This window comes from Novosphingobium sp. GW835-FHT14H07, from assembly GCF_058793515.1.
On the sequence record NZ_JBXAFX010000007.1, the window covers coordinates 79,471 to 94,220 of the forward strand.

Consider the following 14,750-nt stretch of genomic DNA (forward strand, 5'->3'; position numbering starts at 1 on the left):
CGCCGGGCGAGAGGATTTGATGCGATGACTGCCCAGCCCCTGAATCTTTCCGGCCTCGACCTGCGCGCCGAGATCGACCGCCTGCGCAAGGAGCGCAACGCGGTGATCCTCGGGCACTATTACCAGCGCCCGGAAATTCAGGACATTGCCGATTTCGTGGGCGACAGCCTCGAGCTTTCGCGCAAGGCTGCAGAGACCGATGCCGACGTCATCGCGTTCTGCGGCGTAAAGTTCATGGCCGATACCGCCAAGATCCTGTCTCCTAACAAGATCGTGGTCCTGCCCGACATGGATGCCGGCTGCAGCCTTGAGGATTCGTGCCCGCCCGACAAGTTCAAGGCGTTCCGCGAAGCCCACCCCGATCACATCGCGCTGACCTACATCAACTGCTCGACCGAGGTGAAGGCGCTCTCCGACGTCATCGTCACCTCCTCGAGCGCGGAAACGATCCTCGCCCAGATCCCGCCCGAACAGAAGATCATCTTCGGGCCGGACCGCCACCTCGGCGGCTACCTCAACCGCAAGTTCGGGCGCGACATGCTGCTCTGGCCGGGCGTGTGCATCGTGCACGAGGCGTTCTCGGAAACCGAGCTGCTCAAGCTCAAGGCCCAGCATCCGGGCGCTCCGGTAGCCGGACATCCCGAATGCCCGCCGCACATCATCGACCACTGCGACTACGTGGGCTCGACCAGCGGTATCCTGCAGTTTGCCAAGACCATGCCGGGCGACACGCTGATCGTGGCGACCGAGCCGCACATCATCCACCAGATGGAACTGGCCGTCCCCGACAAGACCTTCATCGGTGCGCCGGGCGCTGACGGCAACTGCAACTGCAACATCTGCCCGTACATGGCGCTCAACACGATGGAGAAGCTCTACCTCGCCCTGCGCGACCTGCAGCCGCGCATCGAGATGGACGAGGGCCTCCGCCTCGCCGCCAAGAAGAGCCTCGACCGCATGCTCGACATGGCCAGCGGCACGGTCGGCCTGGGCGATCTGGGGGCGAAGCCGTTCGGTAGCTGAGCTAGGCGCTCTTTCCCTCGCCCAGCCGTGCCAGTACCAGCGCGGTGCCGACCAGCGCCATGCCGATGGCGTCGGGCAGGGCGAGGACCTCGCTGAACGAGAGCCACCCGACGAGGACCGAGACGGCCGGTTGCGTGAGCAGGACCAGTCCGATCACCAGCGGCGGGAAATGGCCGAGCGAATAGACCAGCAGGCCCTGGCCGACGATCTGGCTTGCCAGCATCAGGCCGATCAGCGGCCACCAGTTGTGTGCCAGTACCGGCTCACCCATCGCCAGCGCCGTGCCGAGCATGACCGGACAACCGGCAAGGCTTGACCAGAACAGCAGGCTCCACGGGCGAAGACGCTCGCGCACGTTCTGCACCAGCAGGATGTAGACGACGTAGAACAGCCCGGCGAGGATGCAGAACAGGTCTCCGGCCAGGGTGCGCGCATCGATCTCCATCGAGCGGCCCAGCAGCAGCCCGGCCCCGCCCAGCGCCATGGCCACTGCGGCAAATTCGCGCAAGTGCGGGCGGCGGTGCATCGTCACCAGGCCCCACACCATCAGGATCACGCTGCCCGAATTGCCGAAGAGCGTAGCGTTGCCGAGCTTGGTCCGCTCGATCCCGACATGCCAGCTCGCCAGATCGAGCGCGAAGACCACGCCGGCAGCGACGATGAACCACCAGTCCTTGGCCGGATAGCCGCGCAGAGGCTCCCTGCTGCGCCATGCAAACAATCCGAGTAACGGCAGCGCCAGTGCCAGCCGCCAGAACCCCGCCGAGACCGGCCCGCTATCGGCAATGCGCACGAACCATGGGCCCAGCGCCAACGCAAGGTTTCCTGTCAGCAGGGCAAGGAAATGCTTGGGACTGGGGCGAAATGACAGGACCGCGTCACTTGAATTCGTCATGAGCGCAGCCTAATCCAGTTGCAAAGAGAAACTTAGAGGGAAACCTGGCGTTTCCCGTCATCTTCGGAAAGGTCCTCTAGCATGCACGAACCGCTGTTCCAGCCCCTGCGCCTTGGCGCGATCGAAGCCCCGAACCGCATCATCATGGCGCCGCTTACCCGCGGTCGCGCTACTGGCGAAGGCTTGCCGACGCCAGTCATGGCCGAATACTACCGGCAACGCGCCAGCGCAGGCCTAATCATTTCCGAAGCCACCGGCATCAGCCGCGAAGGGTCGGGCTGGCCGAGCGCACCGGGCATCTGGTCGGCAGAACAGACCGAGGCTTGGAAGCCGGTGACCGAAGCCGTGCACAAGGCTGGCGGCCGCATCGTGATGCAGCTGTGGCACATGGGCCGCATCGTGCACCCGTATTTCCTGGGAGGCGAGCCGCCGGTTTCAGCCTCGGCCACCCGCGCGCCGGGACAGGCGCACACCCCGGAGGGCAAGAAGGACTTCGCCACGGCGCGGCCCCTGCGCCTCGATGAAATGCCGCGTCTTGTCGATGACTACGGCCTTGCTGCGGAAAACGCGAAGAAGGCCGGCTTCGATGGCGTGCAGCTTCATGCGGCCAATGGCTACCTGATCGACCAGTTCCTGCGCGATGGCACCAACCTGCGCGACGACGATTATGGCGGCAGCCCGCAAAACCGTGTGCGCATCCTGCGCGAAGTGGTCGAGCGCCTGATCGAGGTCTGGGGCAAGGACCTTGTCTCGGTGCGCCTCTCACCCAACGGCGATTCGCAAGGCACTGACGACAGCAACCCGGCGGCGACCTTCGGTGAGGCGGCCCGCGTTCTGCAGAACCTCGGCATCGGGTTCCTCGAACTTCGCCAGCCCGGCCCGGATGGTACCTTCGGCCAGACCGGCGTGCCGCAGCAGGACGCGCTGATCCGCTCGATCTACACCGGCCCGTTGGTGCTCAACAGCGACTACACACCCGAACAGGCGGCTGCCGACGTCGCCTCGGGTCGGGCCGATGCGATCAGCTTCGGCCGTCCGTTCATCTCCAACCCCGATCTGGTCGAGCGCATCCGTGTCGGAGCGCACATCAATCCGAACAAGGGGGTGCCACAGACATGGTATTTCCCGGGAGAGGTCGGCTATACCGACTATCCTACGCTGGCGGAGGAAACCGCCTCGGCCGAGTAACAAAACCCAATGGAGCAATGCCGCATGCCGCCAAGATCATGGCTCTTCGTTCCCGGTGACAGTGACAAGAAGCTGGGCAAGGCCATGACCACCGGCGCGCATGCGGTGATCGTCGATCTGGAGGATGCGGTCGCCCCTGCGGCCAAGCCACAGGCACGCATCCTCGCTCGCGACTGGCTTGCGATCCACCGCCAGCACGTGACCGAGAACCGCCCGCTGGCGCGCTGGGTGCGCATCAACGCGATCGAGACCGGCCTGTGGCGCGAGGACCTCGCCGTGGTCATGGCTGGCGCGCCCGATGGCGTGATGCTGCCCAAGTGCGAAGGCCCCGGCCAGTTCCGCATGGTCGCTGCCGAAATCTACGAACTCGAGCAACGCAACCGCCTGCCCAACGGCGCCACGAAAATCCTGCCATTGGTCAGCGAAACCGCGCGCTCGGCTCTTACCATCCCGTTGTACGTCGACGAGCCCATGCCACGCCTTGCCGGCCTCACCTGGGGCGCTGAGGACCTCTCTGCCGTGCTTGGCGCCAGCCGCAAGCGCGATGCCGCGGGCGCGTGGACGGATGCCTTCCGGTTCATCCGCGCGCAGTGCCTGCTGGTGTCCCATGCCAAGGGGGTGTGGGCAATCGACACGCTTTACGACGATTTCCGTGACGAAGAGGGCACGCGCCGCGCCGCCGAAGCGGCCAAGGCCGATGGTTTCACCGGCATGCTGGCGATCCACCCGTCACAGGTACCGATCATCAACGCCGCCTTTGCCCCCACCGAGGAGGAACTGGCCGAGGCCCACGCCATAGTGGCACTCTTTTCTGCCAATCCCCACGCTGGCACGCTGCAATACAACGGCCGCATGGTCGATCAGCCGCACTTGAGGATGGCGCGGCAGCTACTCGGGATCAGCTGAACCTGCTGCCGGTGCCGCAGCGGCGTCATCGCCTGCAACCGGTGTTTGCGCAGCAGCCTCGCTTGCCGAGGGCGCTGCTGCCTTCTTCTTCTCGGTGTGGACTGGTGCCAGTGGCGGAGATGCGGTGGACGTATCGAGGTTGATCATGTCGTCCGAGATCGTTCCTGGCAGCACCTCTGCACCGGCTGCTGTCGCCGCCTTGTCATCGGCTTTCTTGCCGCAACCGCCCAGCGCGAGCCCCAGTGCAATCGGGAGAAGTGCAATCGGGTGACTGATCAGGCGGCTGATGGCGGGCACGGCGTATCCAGACGTTCGAGAAAACGATCGAGGTGCGAGAGCAGCGCCTCGTCCCACGCTTCCGGTGTAACCTCCTTGCCCAGCGCGGCAAGACTGGTCACGCCGAATTCCTCGATCCCGCAGGGCACGATACCGCCAAAGTGCGAGAGATCGGGCGAGAGATTGACTGAAAATCCGTGCATCGTCACCCATCGGCGGATGCGCACGCCGATGGCACCGATCTTGGCCTCGCGCCTGTCGGCACCATGCGTCCAGATGCCGACTCGCCCTTCGGCTCGCCAAGATTCGACACCGAAATCGGCCAGCGTATCGATCACCCAGCCTTCGAGCGCATGAACAAAACCGCGCACGTCCCGCGCCCGCTTGCGCAGGTCGAGCAGGACGTAGCCCACGCGCTGCCCCGGCCCGTGATAGGTGTAACGCCCGCCCCGCCCGGCCTCGACCACCTCGAAGCGCGGATCGAGCAGTTCGTCGGGCGCGGCGCTGGTCCCGGCGGTATAGACCGGCGGATGTTCGAGCAGCCAGATCAGTTCCTGTGCGCCGCCCTCGGCAATCGCGGCATTGCGCCGGGCCATTTCGTCCAGCGCAACGCGATAGGGCACTTGCGCGCTTTCGCACCGGATCTCGATAGTCTCATTTCGGGCCATGGCCTGCGAAATGGCCCAGCGCCGGACGGGTGACAAGAGGCTGGGCACGCAAAACTGACGTTCGACGTGATCGTCCGACGCTGCTATTGCGCACGGCATGACGCCTCGCCCTGACAGCAAACTTGACAGCAGCCTTGCCTGGAAGACCGCCACGCGCCTCGTTGCGACGAACCGCGATGTGTTGATGGCCATTGCCGGCGTATTCTTCCTGCTGCCGGGCCTTGCCTTCTCGATCTTCGTGCCCGAACCGCAGATGGCGCCCGGCACGCCGCCGGGCCGGATGATGGAGATCATGGCCGATGCCTGGACTTCGTCACTGCCCCTGCTGATCATCGTCACGCTGCTGCAGATGGCCGGGACGGTCACCGTGCTCATTGTCATGACCGATCCTGACCGGCCGACCGTTGCCCAGGCCATCGCGCGCGGTTTTCGCGCGCTGGGGCCCTATGTGCTGGCACAGATCATCGTCGGTGGTGCGCTTGGCATGGCGTTCCTCGTGCTGGTGAGCGCGGCCGCGCTGACCGGCGTTCAGGCCATTGGTGCGATCGTCATCCTTGCCGCATTCGTGGCGATGGTCTGGTGCAGCCTGCGCATGGCGCTCGTCGCGCCGGTTCTCGCCATCGAGGGCGAGCGCAACCCGATCCGGGCCCTGCGCCGCTCGTGGGCGCTGACCCAGGGCAATTCAAGCCGCCTGCTGGCCTTCCTCGTGCTTCTCGGCCTGCTCTTTGCGGTGGTCTATGGCCTGGCCATGATGCTGGTCGGCGTCGTCCTGGTGCTGACGACCGGCGGCGAATTGCAGCGCGTGCTGACAGCCGCGGTTTCAAGCGCGATCACCTCGGGCGCGCTGATCTATTTCATCGCGGTGCTGGCGGCGGTCTACCGCCAGCTCGGCGGACCGAACACCTTGGAAATCCGCTCGATCTTCGACTGAAGGGTTATTCCTTCCAGCCCCAGCTGATCACGCAGGGCGGAACGTTGAGCGGCTCGAAGCCCTTGTCAATGCGGCGGAAGAACTGGCCCATCAGATCGCGCGCGCGGGCGGTGTACTGATAGACGAGGAACGCGCCGCCCGGGCGCAGCACGCGATGCGTTGCGCCCATGATCGCAGGGCCGACGCCTTCGGGCAGGTTCGAGAACGGCAGGCCGGAAAGCACGTAGTCGGCATGGTCGAAGCCATGCGCCTTGACGATCTCTTCCACATCGGCAGCCGAACCATGCACGGCGATGAAGCGGCTGTCCCCGATCGTCTTCTGCAGGTAGGCGATGAAATCGGGGTTCGTGTCGATCACGATCAGGCGGCCATCGCGGCGCAGCTTTTCCAGCACCGGACGACAGAAGGTGCCGACACCCGGGCCGTATTCCACGAAAAGGCGGCATTCCTCCCAGTCGACCACCGAGAGCACGCGCTCGATCGTGCGGTTCGAGGACGGCACGATTGCGCCCACCATGGCGGGGTGCTTGAGGAAGCCCTTGAAGAAGATCCCGGCCGGCCCAGCCAAGCGTTCCACCTTGCGTTTTGCCCGCTGAAGAAGAGGCTCACGCGCCACCTGGGTCGAAGTCATTGCAGGAAATGGTCCTCTGCCGGTCAAGCTTGGCTGAAGCGGGTCGCAAATTTGGCCTGCCATTGCAAGCACCGTTCGCCCGGCCTAGTCAGCATTGGATGAACCAGCCGTGGACAATTTCGATCCCCGCCTTGGGCGTGAAGACATGAGCGAGGGTGCCATCCGCCTGCCGAAAGAGCGCATGGCCCTGCTTTTTGCGGTCATGCTGGTCACGGCTGCGGGCAATACTGCCATGCAATCCGTCATGCCCTCGATCGGCACGCGGCTTGGCATTGCCGACGTCTGGGTAAGCCTCGCTTATTCCTGGTCGGCGCTGCTCTGGGTGATCATGGCCCCCTACTGGGCGCGCCGGTCCGACCGTCGCGGGCGCAAGGCGATGATGGCCTTGGGGGTTATCGGCTTCATTTCCTCATTCGCCCTGTGCGGGGCGATCCTCCACTTCGGCCTCGATGGCTGGTTCGGCGCGGGCCTGACCATGAGCCTGTTTGCCATCGCCCGTTCGCTGTATGGCGGCTTCGGATCGGCCGCGCCACCTGCTGTGCAGGCCTATGTCGCCAGCCGCACCGGCCGCGCCGAGCGGACCAAGGCGCTGTCGCTGGTCGCTTCGAGCTTCGGTCTGGGCACGGTCCTGGGCCCCGCGCTTGCTCCGCTGCTGATCCTGCCCGGCCTCGGGCTGGTCGGCCCTTTTGCCATGTTCGCGCTGTTCGGGGTGATCGTGCTGGTCCTGCTGCGCACGCAACTGCCCGATGACGATCCCCGCTTTGCCGCGCGGGGCGAGGTGATGTCGGCGCCGTTCAGCGCCTCGTCCAATCCGCGCATGGTGGAGGATCATCCCGATGGCAGTCCCGACGAACTGCCCGAAGCGGAGCCCCAGCAGCAGGGAATCGACCGTCTGCGCTGGACCGACCGCCGCCTGCGCCCTTGGCTGGCTGCAGGGTTGGTCGGTGGGCATGCTCAAGCGATGGTCTTGGGCGTTATAGGCTTCCTGCTGCTGGACCGGCTTGGCCTGCGCGGCGATCCGGATGCTGGCGCCGGCCCGGTCGGCCTCGTGCTGATGTGCGGCGCGGTGGCGACCTTGCTCGCGCAGTGGGGACTGATCCCGATGCTCGGGCTCGGACCCAGAACATCGACGCTTTGGGGAATGAGCCTGGCCGCTACCGGCATCGTTCCCGTTGCCATGGGCCGTGACCTTCACACCATAGCAGTCGGTTTTGCCATCGCTTCGATGGGCTTCGGCCTGTTCCGCCCCGGTTTCACCTCGGGCGCGAGCCTTGCCGTTTCGCCGGCCGAACAGGGCCAATCCGCCGGCATCGTCGCTTCGGTGAACGGCGCGGCCTACATCGCGGCACCCGCCATCGGCGTCTGGCTCTACAACCATTCGCAATGGCTTGCCTGGGGCGTGATGGAAGTTCTGGCGCTCGGCGTCGTGCTGCTGTGCCTTGTCGCCATGAAGCGCGACCCGGCCTGACCGCGCTCCACGCACCCCGGCACCCTTGCGCCAGCGCGCATTTGTCGCCAAGCGCGCGGGCGCAATGACGGCAGACCGGGGCTCACAGACAGTAATCGCGCGCGGCGCGGGATCGAACGCCCTGAGCTTCGTCATCCGCTTCGCCGCGCGCGCATCGTTCCTCTATGTCGGCGCACGGCTCTATGGTGCGGCAAACTACGGCGTGTTCACCATGGCCAGCGCAATGGTCGAACTTGCCGTGCCGATCGCCAGCCTGGGCCTCAAGCGCATGATCTTTCCCTGGCTGGAAGAGACGACGCCGGACAATGCCCGGCGCAGCGCCACCCATGTCCTGCTTGATGCGCTGCTGCTTGCCGCGCTTGCCGGAATGGCGGTCTCGGTGCTGCTGGTTCTGGGCGCGCAGGCGCTGCCGGATGGCCTCGTGTCCGAAAGCCTGCGCCTTGCCCTCGCCCTGATCGCCCCTGCCGTGCTGGGCCAGATCACTGGCGATATTGCACTCGCTGCCACGCGCTGGACCCACAAGATGCGCTACGAGGTCATCGCACGCGGTCTTGTCGAACCCTATGTGATGACCGCGGTGGCCTTCGGCGCCTGGTATCTGGGCTTCGAACAGACCGGCATGATCATCGGCTACTGGGCCGGATCGATCGCCCTCGCGCTGTTCTCGCTGTGGAGCGCGCGGCACTGCCTCGGTCCGCTTGGCTTGCGACGCTGGCGTCCGCACCCGTCCGAACTGCTCCGCCGCGTCCGCGCACTGGTGCCGGCCAGCGGTAGCGACTTCCTGACCACGCTGGCCCAGCGCATCGACCTTTATCTCGTCGGCTTCCTGCTCGGCGATGCAGCGGTCGGTGTCTATGGTGTGCTGCGACAGCTGCGCACGCCGATCCTGCAGGTACGCCAGGCCTTCGACGGCATCCTCACCCCGCTCACGGCCCGCACCATGATGACCGATGGCGACATCGCCACCGGCAAGGCCACGGCGGCGGCAACGCGCGTGATCCTGACCATCCAGCTTGGCGTGGTCCTGCTGATGGCGGCAACCGGCGAGGCCTTGCTCGATCTGTTCGGCGCCCACTATGCAGGCGGCTATGCCGCGCTGCTGGCGATGGTGCTGGCCGAAACCGTCAACGGCGCATTCGGAGTATCAGAGCTTATCCTCTACTACCGCCGCCCGGCGCTTGCCCTGCAGGTCAACCTGATCCTGATCGTGATTGCCGGACTCGCCATCCCGCTGCTGACCCCGAAGTACGGCATTCTCGGCGCGGCGCTGGCCATGCTGCTGGCAGCGCTGGTCGCGTCCTACATGCGGCGCCACTGGCTTTCGGGCCTCGGTGTGCGACCCCATCCGTTCCACGCCGCGATTCCCTTGCTTGCAGCGGGAGCGGCAGTGCTGCTGGGCATATGGCTTGGCGGCCTTGCCAAGGGCACGGCTCTTGCCGACGCACATCCCGTCGTGACCAACGCCATGGCGCCGATGATCGCGTTGCTGTTCTATGCAGGCTTCGTGATGGTCTGGCGCAAGGCGCAGCCAGGCGTGCTTTCGCTCAACCGCTACCGCATCAACTGATCAGATCCTCGACGCCGTGCGCTTGGCGGCGCGGTTGTGAAGCTGCACCGAGATCAGCAGCAGCAGGTTGAGCACCACCACCTGATAGAAGAAGTAATAGACCGGGCTGCCCGCAATCATGCCCAGCCCCAGCACGATCGCGCGCGGATTGGGGCCCAGCAGCTTGAGGAAATCGAGCAGCGGCTTTTGCTCGCGCGCCACTTCGGCACGGATGGCAGCGAGCCTTGGCTTGTCATCCGCTGCCAGCGCCTGTCGCACTGCTTCGTCGATCTGGCGGGCATGCGGCGTCATCCCGGCGGCGAGGAACAGGTATCCGCGCGCGATCGGCTCGAACAGGCGCGCGAACAGGGTCTTTTCCCCGAACAGGCCGGCGTTGTTGTCCTTGGCATTGTTCAGCCACGGGACCGCATAGGTCCAGTACTGGTAGAACCGGCGCTGCACCTCGACATGATTGGACTGCACGATGTGGCTGGCGCCTGCGGCGAGAGTCCAGGCCCAGGCCTGCCCGGACCCGATCTGCCGGGTCAGCACGAAGGCGAGCAGGACGTAGAGCACGATATGGCTGGCATAGTCGCAGATGCCGTCGACCATCTCGCCGATCGGGCTGGTCCTGCCGGTGATCCGCGCCAGATCGCCGTCGGCACCGTCGACCACGTGCCAGCTCATGTGCAGGGCCATGCCCAGCATCGCGCCCATCGGCCAGCCGAGCGCCCATGGGCCGCCGGTCGAATCCATGTTGAAATAGACCACGCCTGCCGCCACGACGAGCAGGCCGCCGAAGACCGAGACCATGTTGGGGGTGAGCGGCGTATGCGCAAGAATCCGCGCCAGCCGCCACGCCAGCGGATGGTAGAGATGGTAGTTCAGCCTGTCCTGCAATTCACGCGGACGCTTGGGCCGCTCGATTGCCCCGGTCCTGTTTCCCGCGTTCACCCTTGCGACCCCTTGAATGCCTTGGCCAGCCAGCAAGTATCCCGACGATGCTGGCTTGGCGCATCAGGTAGCCGTGTCTATAGGCCGTGGAAAGGGCCTGATGGCTCTGGATGAGGCACGCACGCTTGAATACCCCGTTTTCCGTCGCGATTCCGGCAAGTCCCTACCTGCGCCGCCGCATCGGTGGCATCAGCGGCGTGGCACGAGCGGTGATTCTTGCCGATCTCACAGGCGCCAGCGCAATCGTGATTCTCGCCGATTCTCCGGTCGCCGAGGACTGGCAGCGCAGTTTCACGATGCGCGCGCGCCCCTTGCCGCAGATCACCTACGCCGCACCGTCTGCGCCGCTGCCACCCGGCACCGCGCTGCTGCCAGCCGATGCGCAGCCCACCAAGGCCGCGCTCGAAGCCCTGCGCGAGGATCCGGCGCTGGTTCTGGTCCGCGGCGATCCACGGCTGATTCGCGCCGAGAGCGACCATGCCACGGTCCTGGCGCTGCTGCGCGCGACGCTGAAGCCCACTGAAGGACCGGTAGGTCGCTGGATCAACCGGCCGATTTCGTTCCGCATGTCCGCGCTGGCGATGAAGTTCGGCCTTGGTCCCGACCCCATCACCTGGTTCACCCTGGCGCTGGCCATGGTGATGGCCGTCATTCTGGGACGGGGCGGCGTGGAATGGCTGGCCCTGGGCGGTTTCCTGTTCCAGGCGGTTTCCGTCACCGATTGCGTCGATGGCGACATTGCCCGCGTCTCGTGGGCGATGAGCCGGCGCGGTGCGCTGCTCGATACCGCCTGCGACATGGTGGCCAATCTCGGCTTCGTGATCGGGCTGATGACCGGCGTCATCCGCACCTATGGCCTGGATTATGGCTGGATTGCCCTAGCCTGCGTGGTGTTGCTGGTCTGCGGCATCGTGGCCATGAGCATCCTTGTCCGTATCGGCCCCAAGCGCGGCAGCTTCGATGTTCTGCGCGCGGCGCTTGAGCGCAGGCTGGAAGGTCGTCCGATCCTGCAGAGCGTGACGCTGACGCTGGAGCGCTTGTTCAAGCGCGACGTCTATGTGCTTGTTGCCTGCGTGTTCTGCCTCCTGGGCCTTGCCTGGGTCCTCCCGGGAATGCTGCTCGGCGGCCTGTGCATCTGGCTTGGCGCAGTGGCCTGGTGCGCGCCGCTGATTGCCGCCGACAGCGAAGGCTTGCTGCTTCCGCCGCACATGCGCCAGCTCTGACCCGGCATTTCCAACTCTCCCGAACTTCCGGGCAACTCCCCGGCAACTCTGGCACAACTTGCAGGTAACCTGGCGCGAACTCGGGCACCCTTTGGTGCTGCAACGCGGCACCAATCAGCCCCACCCCTTGCGCGACGCGCCGCCTTCCCCCAAATTAGCCCAAGCAACGACCGCAACAAGGAACCGTGAGAAAACATGAAAGGTGTTATCCTTGCTGCGGGCCGTGGCAGTCGGCTCGGCGACGCGACCGAGTCCCTGCCCAAGCCGCTGATGGCGGTCGCCTCGCGCACCTGTCTCGATTTCGCGATCGAAGCCCTGCTTGCGGTGGCCGACGACGTGATCGTGGTGACCGGCTATCGCGCGCAGCTGATCGAGGATCACATCGCTGCCGAGTGGCCGGGTGCCCCGGTGCGGACCGTGCGCAACACGCAGCTCGAAGCCGGGAACCTGACCTCGCTGGGTGCGGCGCGGGAGCTCATCGGCGACGCGCCCTTCGTGCTGACCAACGCCGACCACCTCTTCCCCGCCGACATGTACACCCGCCATTTCACCACCGAAGCGGCGGGCGCTACTGTGGCGGTCGCCTGCGAGCGGGAACGGCCGGTCCTGCCCGACGAGATGAAGGTCATCGAGAAGGACGGCGCGCTGCAGGCCATTTCCAAGACCCTGCCGAGGTATGACGGCGCCTATATCGGCACGACGTTCGTACGCGAGTCAGCCCGCGACGCATACTGGGCCGCGTTCGAGAGGGTCGGCGAAACCAAGGACCTCGCCACTGCCTCGGTCGAGATGGTGCTGCATGAACTGGCGCAGGACGAGGCGACCGCCCCGCAGGTGCGCTGGCTCTCCGGCCTCAAGTGGTTCGAAGTCGACACGCCCGAGGACCTTGCCGTGGCCCGCGAAAGCCTGACCGCGTGAGCCAGGAGCAGAATGTCCGCGTTCTGGTGTTCGACCTCGACGGTACGCTGGTGCCGACGATGGAGGACTACGCCGACCGTGCGGCGCAATTGATGGAAGAATCATTCGGCACGCCGTTTGCGCAGGCCCGCCGCTCCTACTTCGCAACCTCGGGCCTGCCATTCGAAAAGCAGTTGCGCCAGCTTTACCCCGGGCAGGACACCGATCCGGTTGCGCAGCGCTTCGAGGACTGGAAGGACGGCTACCTTACCGGGATTACCATTGCCCCCGACACGGCCGCGCTGCTGCAGCGGTGGCGCGATTCCGGCCTTCTCGTGGTCATCTCCTCGAACAACCTCGAGCAATATGTCGAGCGTCTGGCGAGCGATTGGCCGGTCGATTGCGCTTTGGGCTATCGCGCCCCGTCAATGGATGATCCCGGCTTTGCCAAGGGCGAACCGCACTTCGGAGCGATCGAGGAGCGGTTCGGAATCGACCGCTCCGCATTCCTGTTCACCGGAGATTCACCGAACGACGCCCACATCGCGGCCGCCGCACGGGTGCGTTTTCGTGCTCTTCTGACCGATGCCTTTGGTCCGGAAGATTTCGAACGGGCGGTTCCGGGCACCCGGACCCTGATGAACCTGGCCGATCTCGGTGACCATATTGCAACGGTTGCCGACGCTGTGACCAGCTTGTGAAGGGCTTCTGGCGAAACGGGCTATCGCTGGCAGCTTTTTTCCGTTAAGGGCGCGGTCCCATCGGAAATTGCTGTGGCTTGCGCGCCCACCCTTTGGTGCAGCGCAGGCGGCACGATTGCGAGCAGGGAGTGGGGATTGCAAGGTCTGCCATGACCGGCGGTTCCCCGCTTCGTCTTGACGGACTGAGGATTCGGCTTGCATTCGATGGCATTTCGGTATTTTGAGGCAGTTTGATTACAGCCGCCGCAGGGCGCCTGTCTGAAGGGATCGTTATTCATGAAGCCAATCAAGGTCGCCGTGATCGGCGTGGGCAACTGCGCTAGCTCGCTGGTGCAGGGTGTAGCCTACTATCGCAACAACAATTCGTCGCAGGGCCTCATCCACGACCGCATTGGCGGCTATGGCGCCGGTGACGTCGATTTCGTGCTCGGCGTCGACGTCGATGCGCGCAAGGTTGGCAAGGACATCGCCGAGGCGATCTTCGCCGCGCCGAACAACACCACCGTGTTCCAGCCCAATGTCCCGATGACCGGCGGCAAGGTGATCATGGGCCGCGTGTCGGACGGCGTTGCCGCGCACATGACCTCGGTCGGCGAAAAGGGCTTCATCGTGGCCGACCAGCCCGAAGCCACCCAGGCCGACATCGTCAAGGCTCTCAAGGAATCGGGCGCCGAAGTTCTCCTGAACTTCCTCCCCGTCGGTTCGCAGGAAGCGACCGAATTCTACATGGAATGCGCGCTTGAAGCCGGCGTCGCCGTCGTCAACTGCATGCCCGTGTTCATCGCTTCGACCCCGGAATGGGAAGCGAAGTTCCGCGAGAAGCGCATCCCCATCGTCGGCGACGACATCAAGGCGCAGGTCGGTGCAACGATCGTTCACCGCGTGCTTTCCAGCCTGTTCGCTGCTCGCGGCGTGAACGTCGAGCGCACCTACCAGCTCAACACCGGTGGCAACACCGACTTCATGAACATGCTCGACCGCCAGCGTCTGGGCAGCAAGAAGGAATCGAAGACCGAGGCCGTGCAGGCAATGCTCGCCACGCGTCTCGAGGACGAGAACATCCACGTCGGTCCTTCGGACTATGTTCCCTGGCAGAAGGACAACAAGCTGTGCTTCATCCGCATGGAAGGCCAGCAGTGGGGCAACGTTCCGATGAACCTGGAACTGCGCCTGTCGGTTGAAGACAGCCCGAACTCGGCTGCTTGCGTGATGGACGCGATCCGCTGCTGCAAGGTCGCGCTCGACCGTGGCGAAGGTGGTGCGCTGATCGGCCCGTCGGCCTACTTCTGCAAGCACCCGCCGCAGCAGTTCAATGACGACGTCGCCGCCCAGATGGTCGACGAATACGCTTCGGTCGAGAAGCTGGCCGCTGAATAAGCGACAGCTTCCCTGACGGATTGAAAGGCCGGCCCGACGTTTCGTCTGGTCGGCCTTTTCATTTGG

At 65.2% G+C, this 14,750-nt stretch carries 15 protein-coding genes; 10 read left to right on the forward strand and 5 right to left on the reverse strand.

Features of this window, described 5'->3' with window-relative positions; genetic code table 11:
* Positions 1–24: 24 nt before the first annotated feature.
* Positions 25–1,023, forward strand: a complete 999-nt coding sequence (nadA, locus tag AC1Q5P_RS08585; protein ID WP_492518713.1) for a quinolinate synthase NadA — start codon at positions 25–27, stop codon at positions 1,021–1,023.
* A gap of 1 nt (position 1,024) precedes the next feature.
* Here the strand turns inward: nadA and AC1Q5P_RS08590 are convergent, their stop codons facing one another.
* Positions 1,025–1,918 (reverse strand): DMT family transporter, encoded by an 894-nt coding sequence (locus AC1Q5P_RS08590; protein WP_492518714.1) that lies wholly within the window; start codon positions 1,916–1,918, stop codon positions 1,025–1,027.
* Between the two features lie 81 nt (positions 1,919–1,999).
* On the opposite strand from AC1Q5P_RS08590, the gene AC1Q5P_RS08595 reads away from it, so the two are divergent.
* Both AC1Q5P_RS08595 and AC1Q5P_RS08600 read left to right on the forward strand, forming a co-directional pair.
* A complete protein-coding gene (locus AC1Q5P_RS08595) occupies positions 2,000–3,106 on the forward strand; it encodes an alkene reductase (protein WP_492518715.1) in 1,107 nt (368 codons plus the stop codon).
* Between the two features lie 24 nt (positions 3,107–3,130).
* The gene (locus AC1Q5P_RS08600; RefSeq protein WP_492518716.1) at positions 3,131–4,012 is read left to right on the forward strand and encodes an HpcH/HpaI aldolase/citrate lyase family protein; all 882 of its coding nucleotides are present in this window, start codon (positions 3,131–3,133) and stop codon (positions 4,010–4,012) included.
* Here the strand turns inward: AC1Q5P_RS08600 and AC1Q5P_RS08605 are convergent.
* Together AC1Q5P_RS08605 and lipB are read right to left on the reverse strand one after the other, a co-directional pair.
* Positions 3,995–4,309 (reverse strand): hypothetical protein, encoded by a 315-nt coding sequence (locus tag AC1Q5P_RS08605; protein WP_039333255.1) that lies wholly within the window; start codon positions 4,307–4,309, stop codon positions 3,995–3,997. The genes AC1Q5P_RS08600 and AC1Q5P_RS08605 overlap by 18 nt on opposite strands.
* Positions 4,288–4,956 carry a lipoyl(octanoyl) transferase LipB gene (lipB, locus tag AC1Q5P_RS08610; protein ID WP_039333252.1) on the reverse strand — a complete coding sequence of 223 codons (669 nt, stop codon included), beginning with the start codon at positions 4,954–4,956 and terminating at the stop codon, positions 4,288–4,290. The genes AC1Q5P_RS08605 and lipB overlap by 22 nt, the downstream gene beginning before the upstream one ends.
* Before the next feature lie 97 nt (positions 4,957–5,053).
* Here lipB and AC1Q5P_RS08615 point away from each other — a divergent pair, with 97 nt between their 5' ends.
* Complete coding sequence (locus AC1Q5P_RS08615) at positions 5,054–5,887, forward strand: hypothetical protein (RefSeq protein WP_492518717.1); 834 nt, start codon at positions 5,054–5,056, stop codon at positions 5,885–5,887.
* A 4-nt stretch (positions 5,888–5,891) separates the two neighbouring features.
* On the opposite strand, the gene AC1Q5P_RS08620 is transcribed toward AC1Q5P_RS08615, so the two are convergent.
* On the reverse strand, positions 5,892–6,518 hold the full coding sequence (locus tag AC1Q5P_RS08620; RefSeq protein WP_039333248.1) for a class I SAM-dependent methyltransferase: 627 nt from the start codon (positions 6,516–6,518) through the stop codon (positions 5,892–5,894).
* 181 nt (positions 6,519–6,699) lie between these two features.
* On the opposite strand from AC1Q5P_RS08620, the gene AC1Q5P_RS08625 reads away from it, so the two are divergent.
* Positions 6,700–7,986: an MFS transporter gene (locus tag AC1Q5P_RS08625; RefSeq protein ID WP_492518760.1), complete on the forward strand. Its 1,287-nt coding sequence runs from the start codon at positions 6,700–6,702 to the stop codon at positions 7,984–7,986.
* 64 nt (positions 7,987–8,050) lie between these two features.
* The gene (locus tag AC1Q5P_RS08630; RefSeq protein ID WP_492518718.1) at positions 8,051–9,553 is read left to right on the forward strand and encodes a lipopolysaccharide biosynthesis protein; all 1,503 of its coding nucleotides are present in this window, start codon (positions 8,051–8,053) and stop codon (positions 9,551–9,553) included.
* Here AC1Q5P_RS08630 and AC1Q5P_RS08635 read toward each other — a convergent pair whose 3' ends face one another.
* A complete protein-coding gene (locus AC1Q5P_RS08635; protein ID WP_039333244.1) occupies positions 9,554–10,486 on the reverse strand; it encodes a CDP-alcohol phosphatidyltransferase family protein in 933 nt (310 codons plus the stop codon).
* A 125-nt stretch (positions 10,487–10,611) separates the two neighbouring features.
* Between AC1Q5P_RS08635 and AC1Q5P_RS08640 the strand changes: the two genes are divergently transcribed.
* The 4 genes from AC1Q5P_RS08640 (at position 10,612) to AC1Q5P_RS08655 (ending at position 14,684) form a co-directional block, all read left to right on the forward strand.
* Positions 10,612–11,709 (forward strand): CDP-alcohol phosphatidyltransferase family protein, encoded by a 1,098-nt coding sequence (locus AC1Q5P_RS08640; RefSeq protein ID WP_492518719.1) that lies wholly within the window; start codon positions 10,612–10,614, stop codon positions 11,707–11,709.
* Positions 11,710–11,904: 195 nt separating this feature from the next.
* Positions 11,905–12,627, forward strand: coding sequence for a phosphocholine cytidylyltransferase family protein (locus AC1Q5P_RS08645; protein WP_492518720.1), 723 nt, complete (start codon positions 11,905–11,907; stop codon positions 12,625–12,627).
* Complete coding sequence (locus AC1Q5P_RS08650; protein ID WP_492518721.1) at positions 12,624–13,307, forward strand: HAD family hydrolase; 684 nt, start codon at positions 12,624–12,626, stop codon at positions 13,305–13,307. Before AC1Q5P_RS08645 ends, AC1Q5P_RS08650 begins: the two co-directional genes overlap by 4 nt.
* A gap of 276 nt (positions 13,308–13,583) precedes the next feature.
* On the forward strand, positions 13,584–14,684 hold the full coding sequence (locus AC1Q5P_RS08655) for an inositol-3-phosphate synthase (protein ID WP_039333237.1): 1,101 nt from the start codon (positions 13,584–13,586) through the stop codon (positions 14,682–14,684).
* Positions 14,685–14,750 lie beyond the last annotated feature (66 nt).

Bases quoted from the DNA above. Each gene is read 5' to 3' on its own strand.
- nadA (WP_492518713.1), top strand. From the start codon at position 25: ATGACTGCCCAGCCCCTGAATCTTTCCGGCCTCGACCTGCGCGCCGAG.
- AC1Q5P_RS08590 (WP_492518714.1), bottom strand. From the start codon at position 1,918: ATGACGAATTCAAGTGACGCGGTCCTGTCATTTCGCCCCAGTCCCAAG.
- AC1Q5P_RS08595 (WP_492518715.1), top strand. From the start codon at position 2,000: ATGCACGAACCGCTGTTCCAGCCCCTGCGCCTTGGCGCGATCGAAGCC.
- AC1Q5P_RS08600 (WP_492518716.1), top strand. From the start codon at position 3,131: ATGCCGCCAAGATCATGGCTCTTCGTTCCCGGTGACAGTGACAAGAAG.
- lipB (WP_039333252.1), bottom strand. From the start codon at position 4,956: ATGGCCCGAAATGAGACTATCGAGATCCGGTGCGAAAGCGCGCAAGTG.
- AC1Q5P_RS08615 (WP_492518717.1), top strand. From the start codon at position 5,054: ATGACGCCTCGCCCTGACAGCAAACTTGACAGCAGCCTTGCCTGGAAG.
- AC1Q5P_RS08620 (WP_039333248.1), bottom strand. From the start codon at position 6,518: ATGACTTCGACCCAGGTGGCGCGTGAGCCTCTTCTTCAGCGGGCAAAA.
- AC1Q5P_RS08625 (WP_492518760.1), top strand. From the start codon at position 6,700: ATGGCCCTGCTTTTTGCGGTCATGCTGGTCACGGCTGCGGGCAATACT.
- AC1Q5P_RS08630 (WP_492518718.1), top strand. From the start codon at position 8,051: ATGACGGCAGACCGGGGCTCACAGACAGTAATCGCGCGCGGCGCGGGA.
- AC1Q5P_RS08645 (WP_492518720.1), top strand. From the start codon at position 11,905: ATGAAAGGTGTTATCCTTGCTGCGGGCCGTGGCAGTCGGCTCGGCGAC.
- AC1Q5P_RS08655 (WP_039333237.1), top strand. From the start codon at position 13,584: ATGAAGCCAATCAAGGTCGCCGTGATCGGCGTGGGCAACTGCGCTAGC.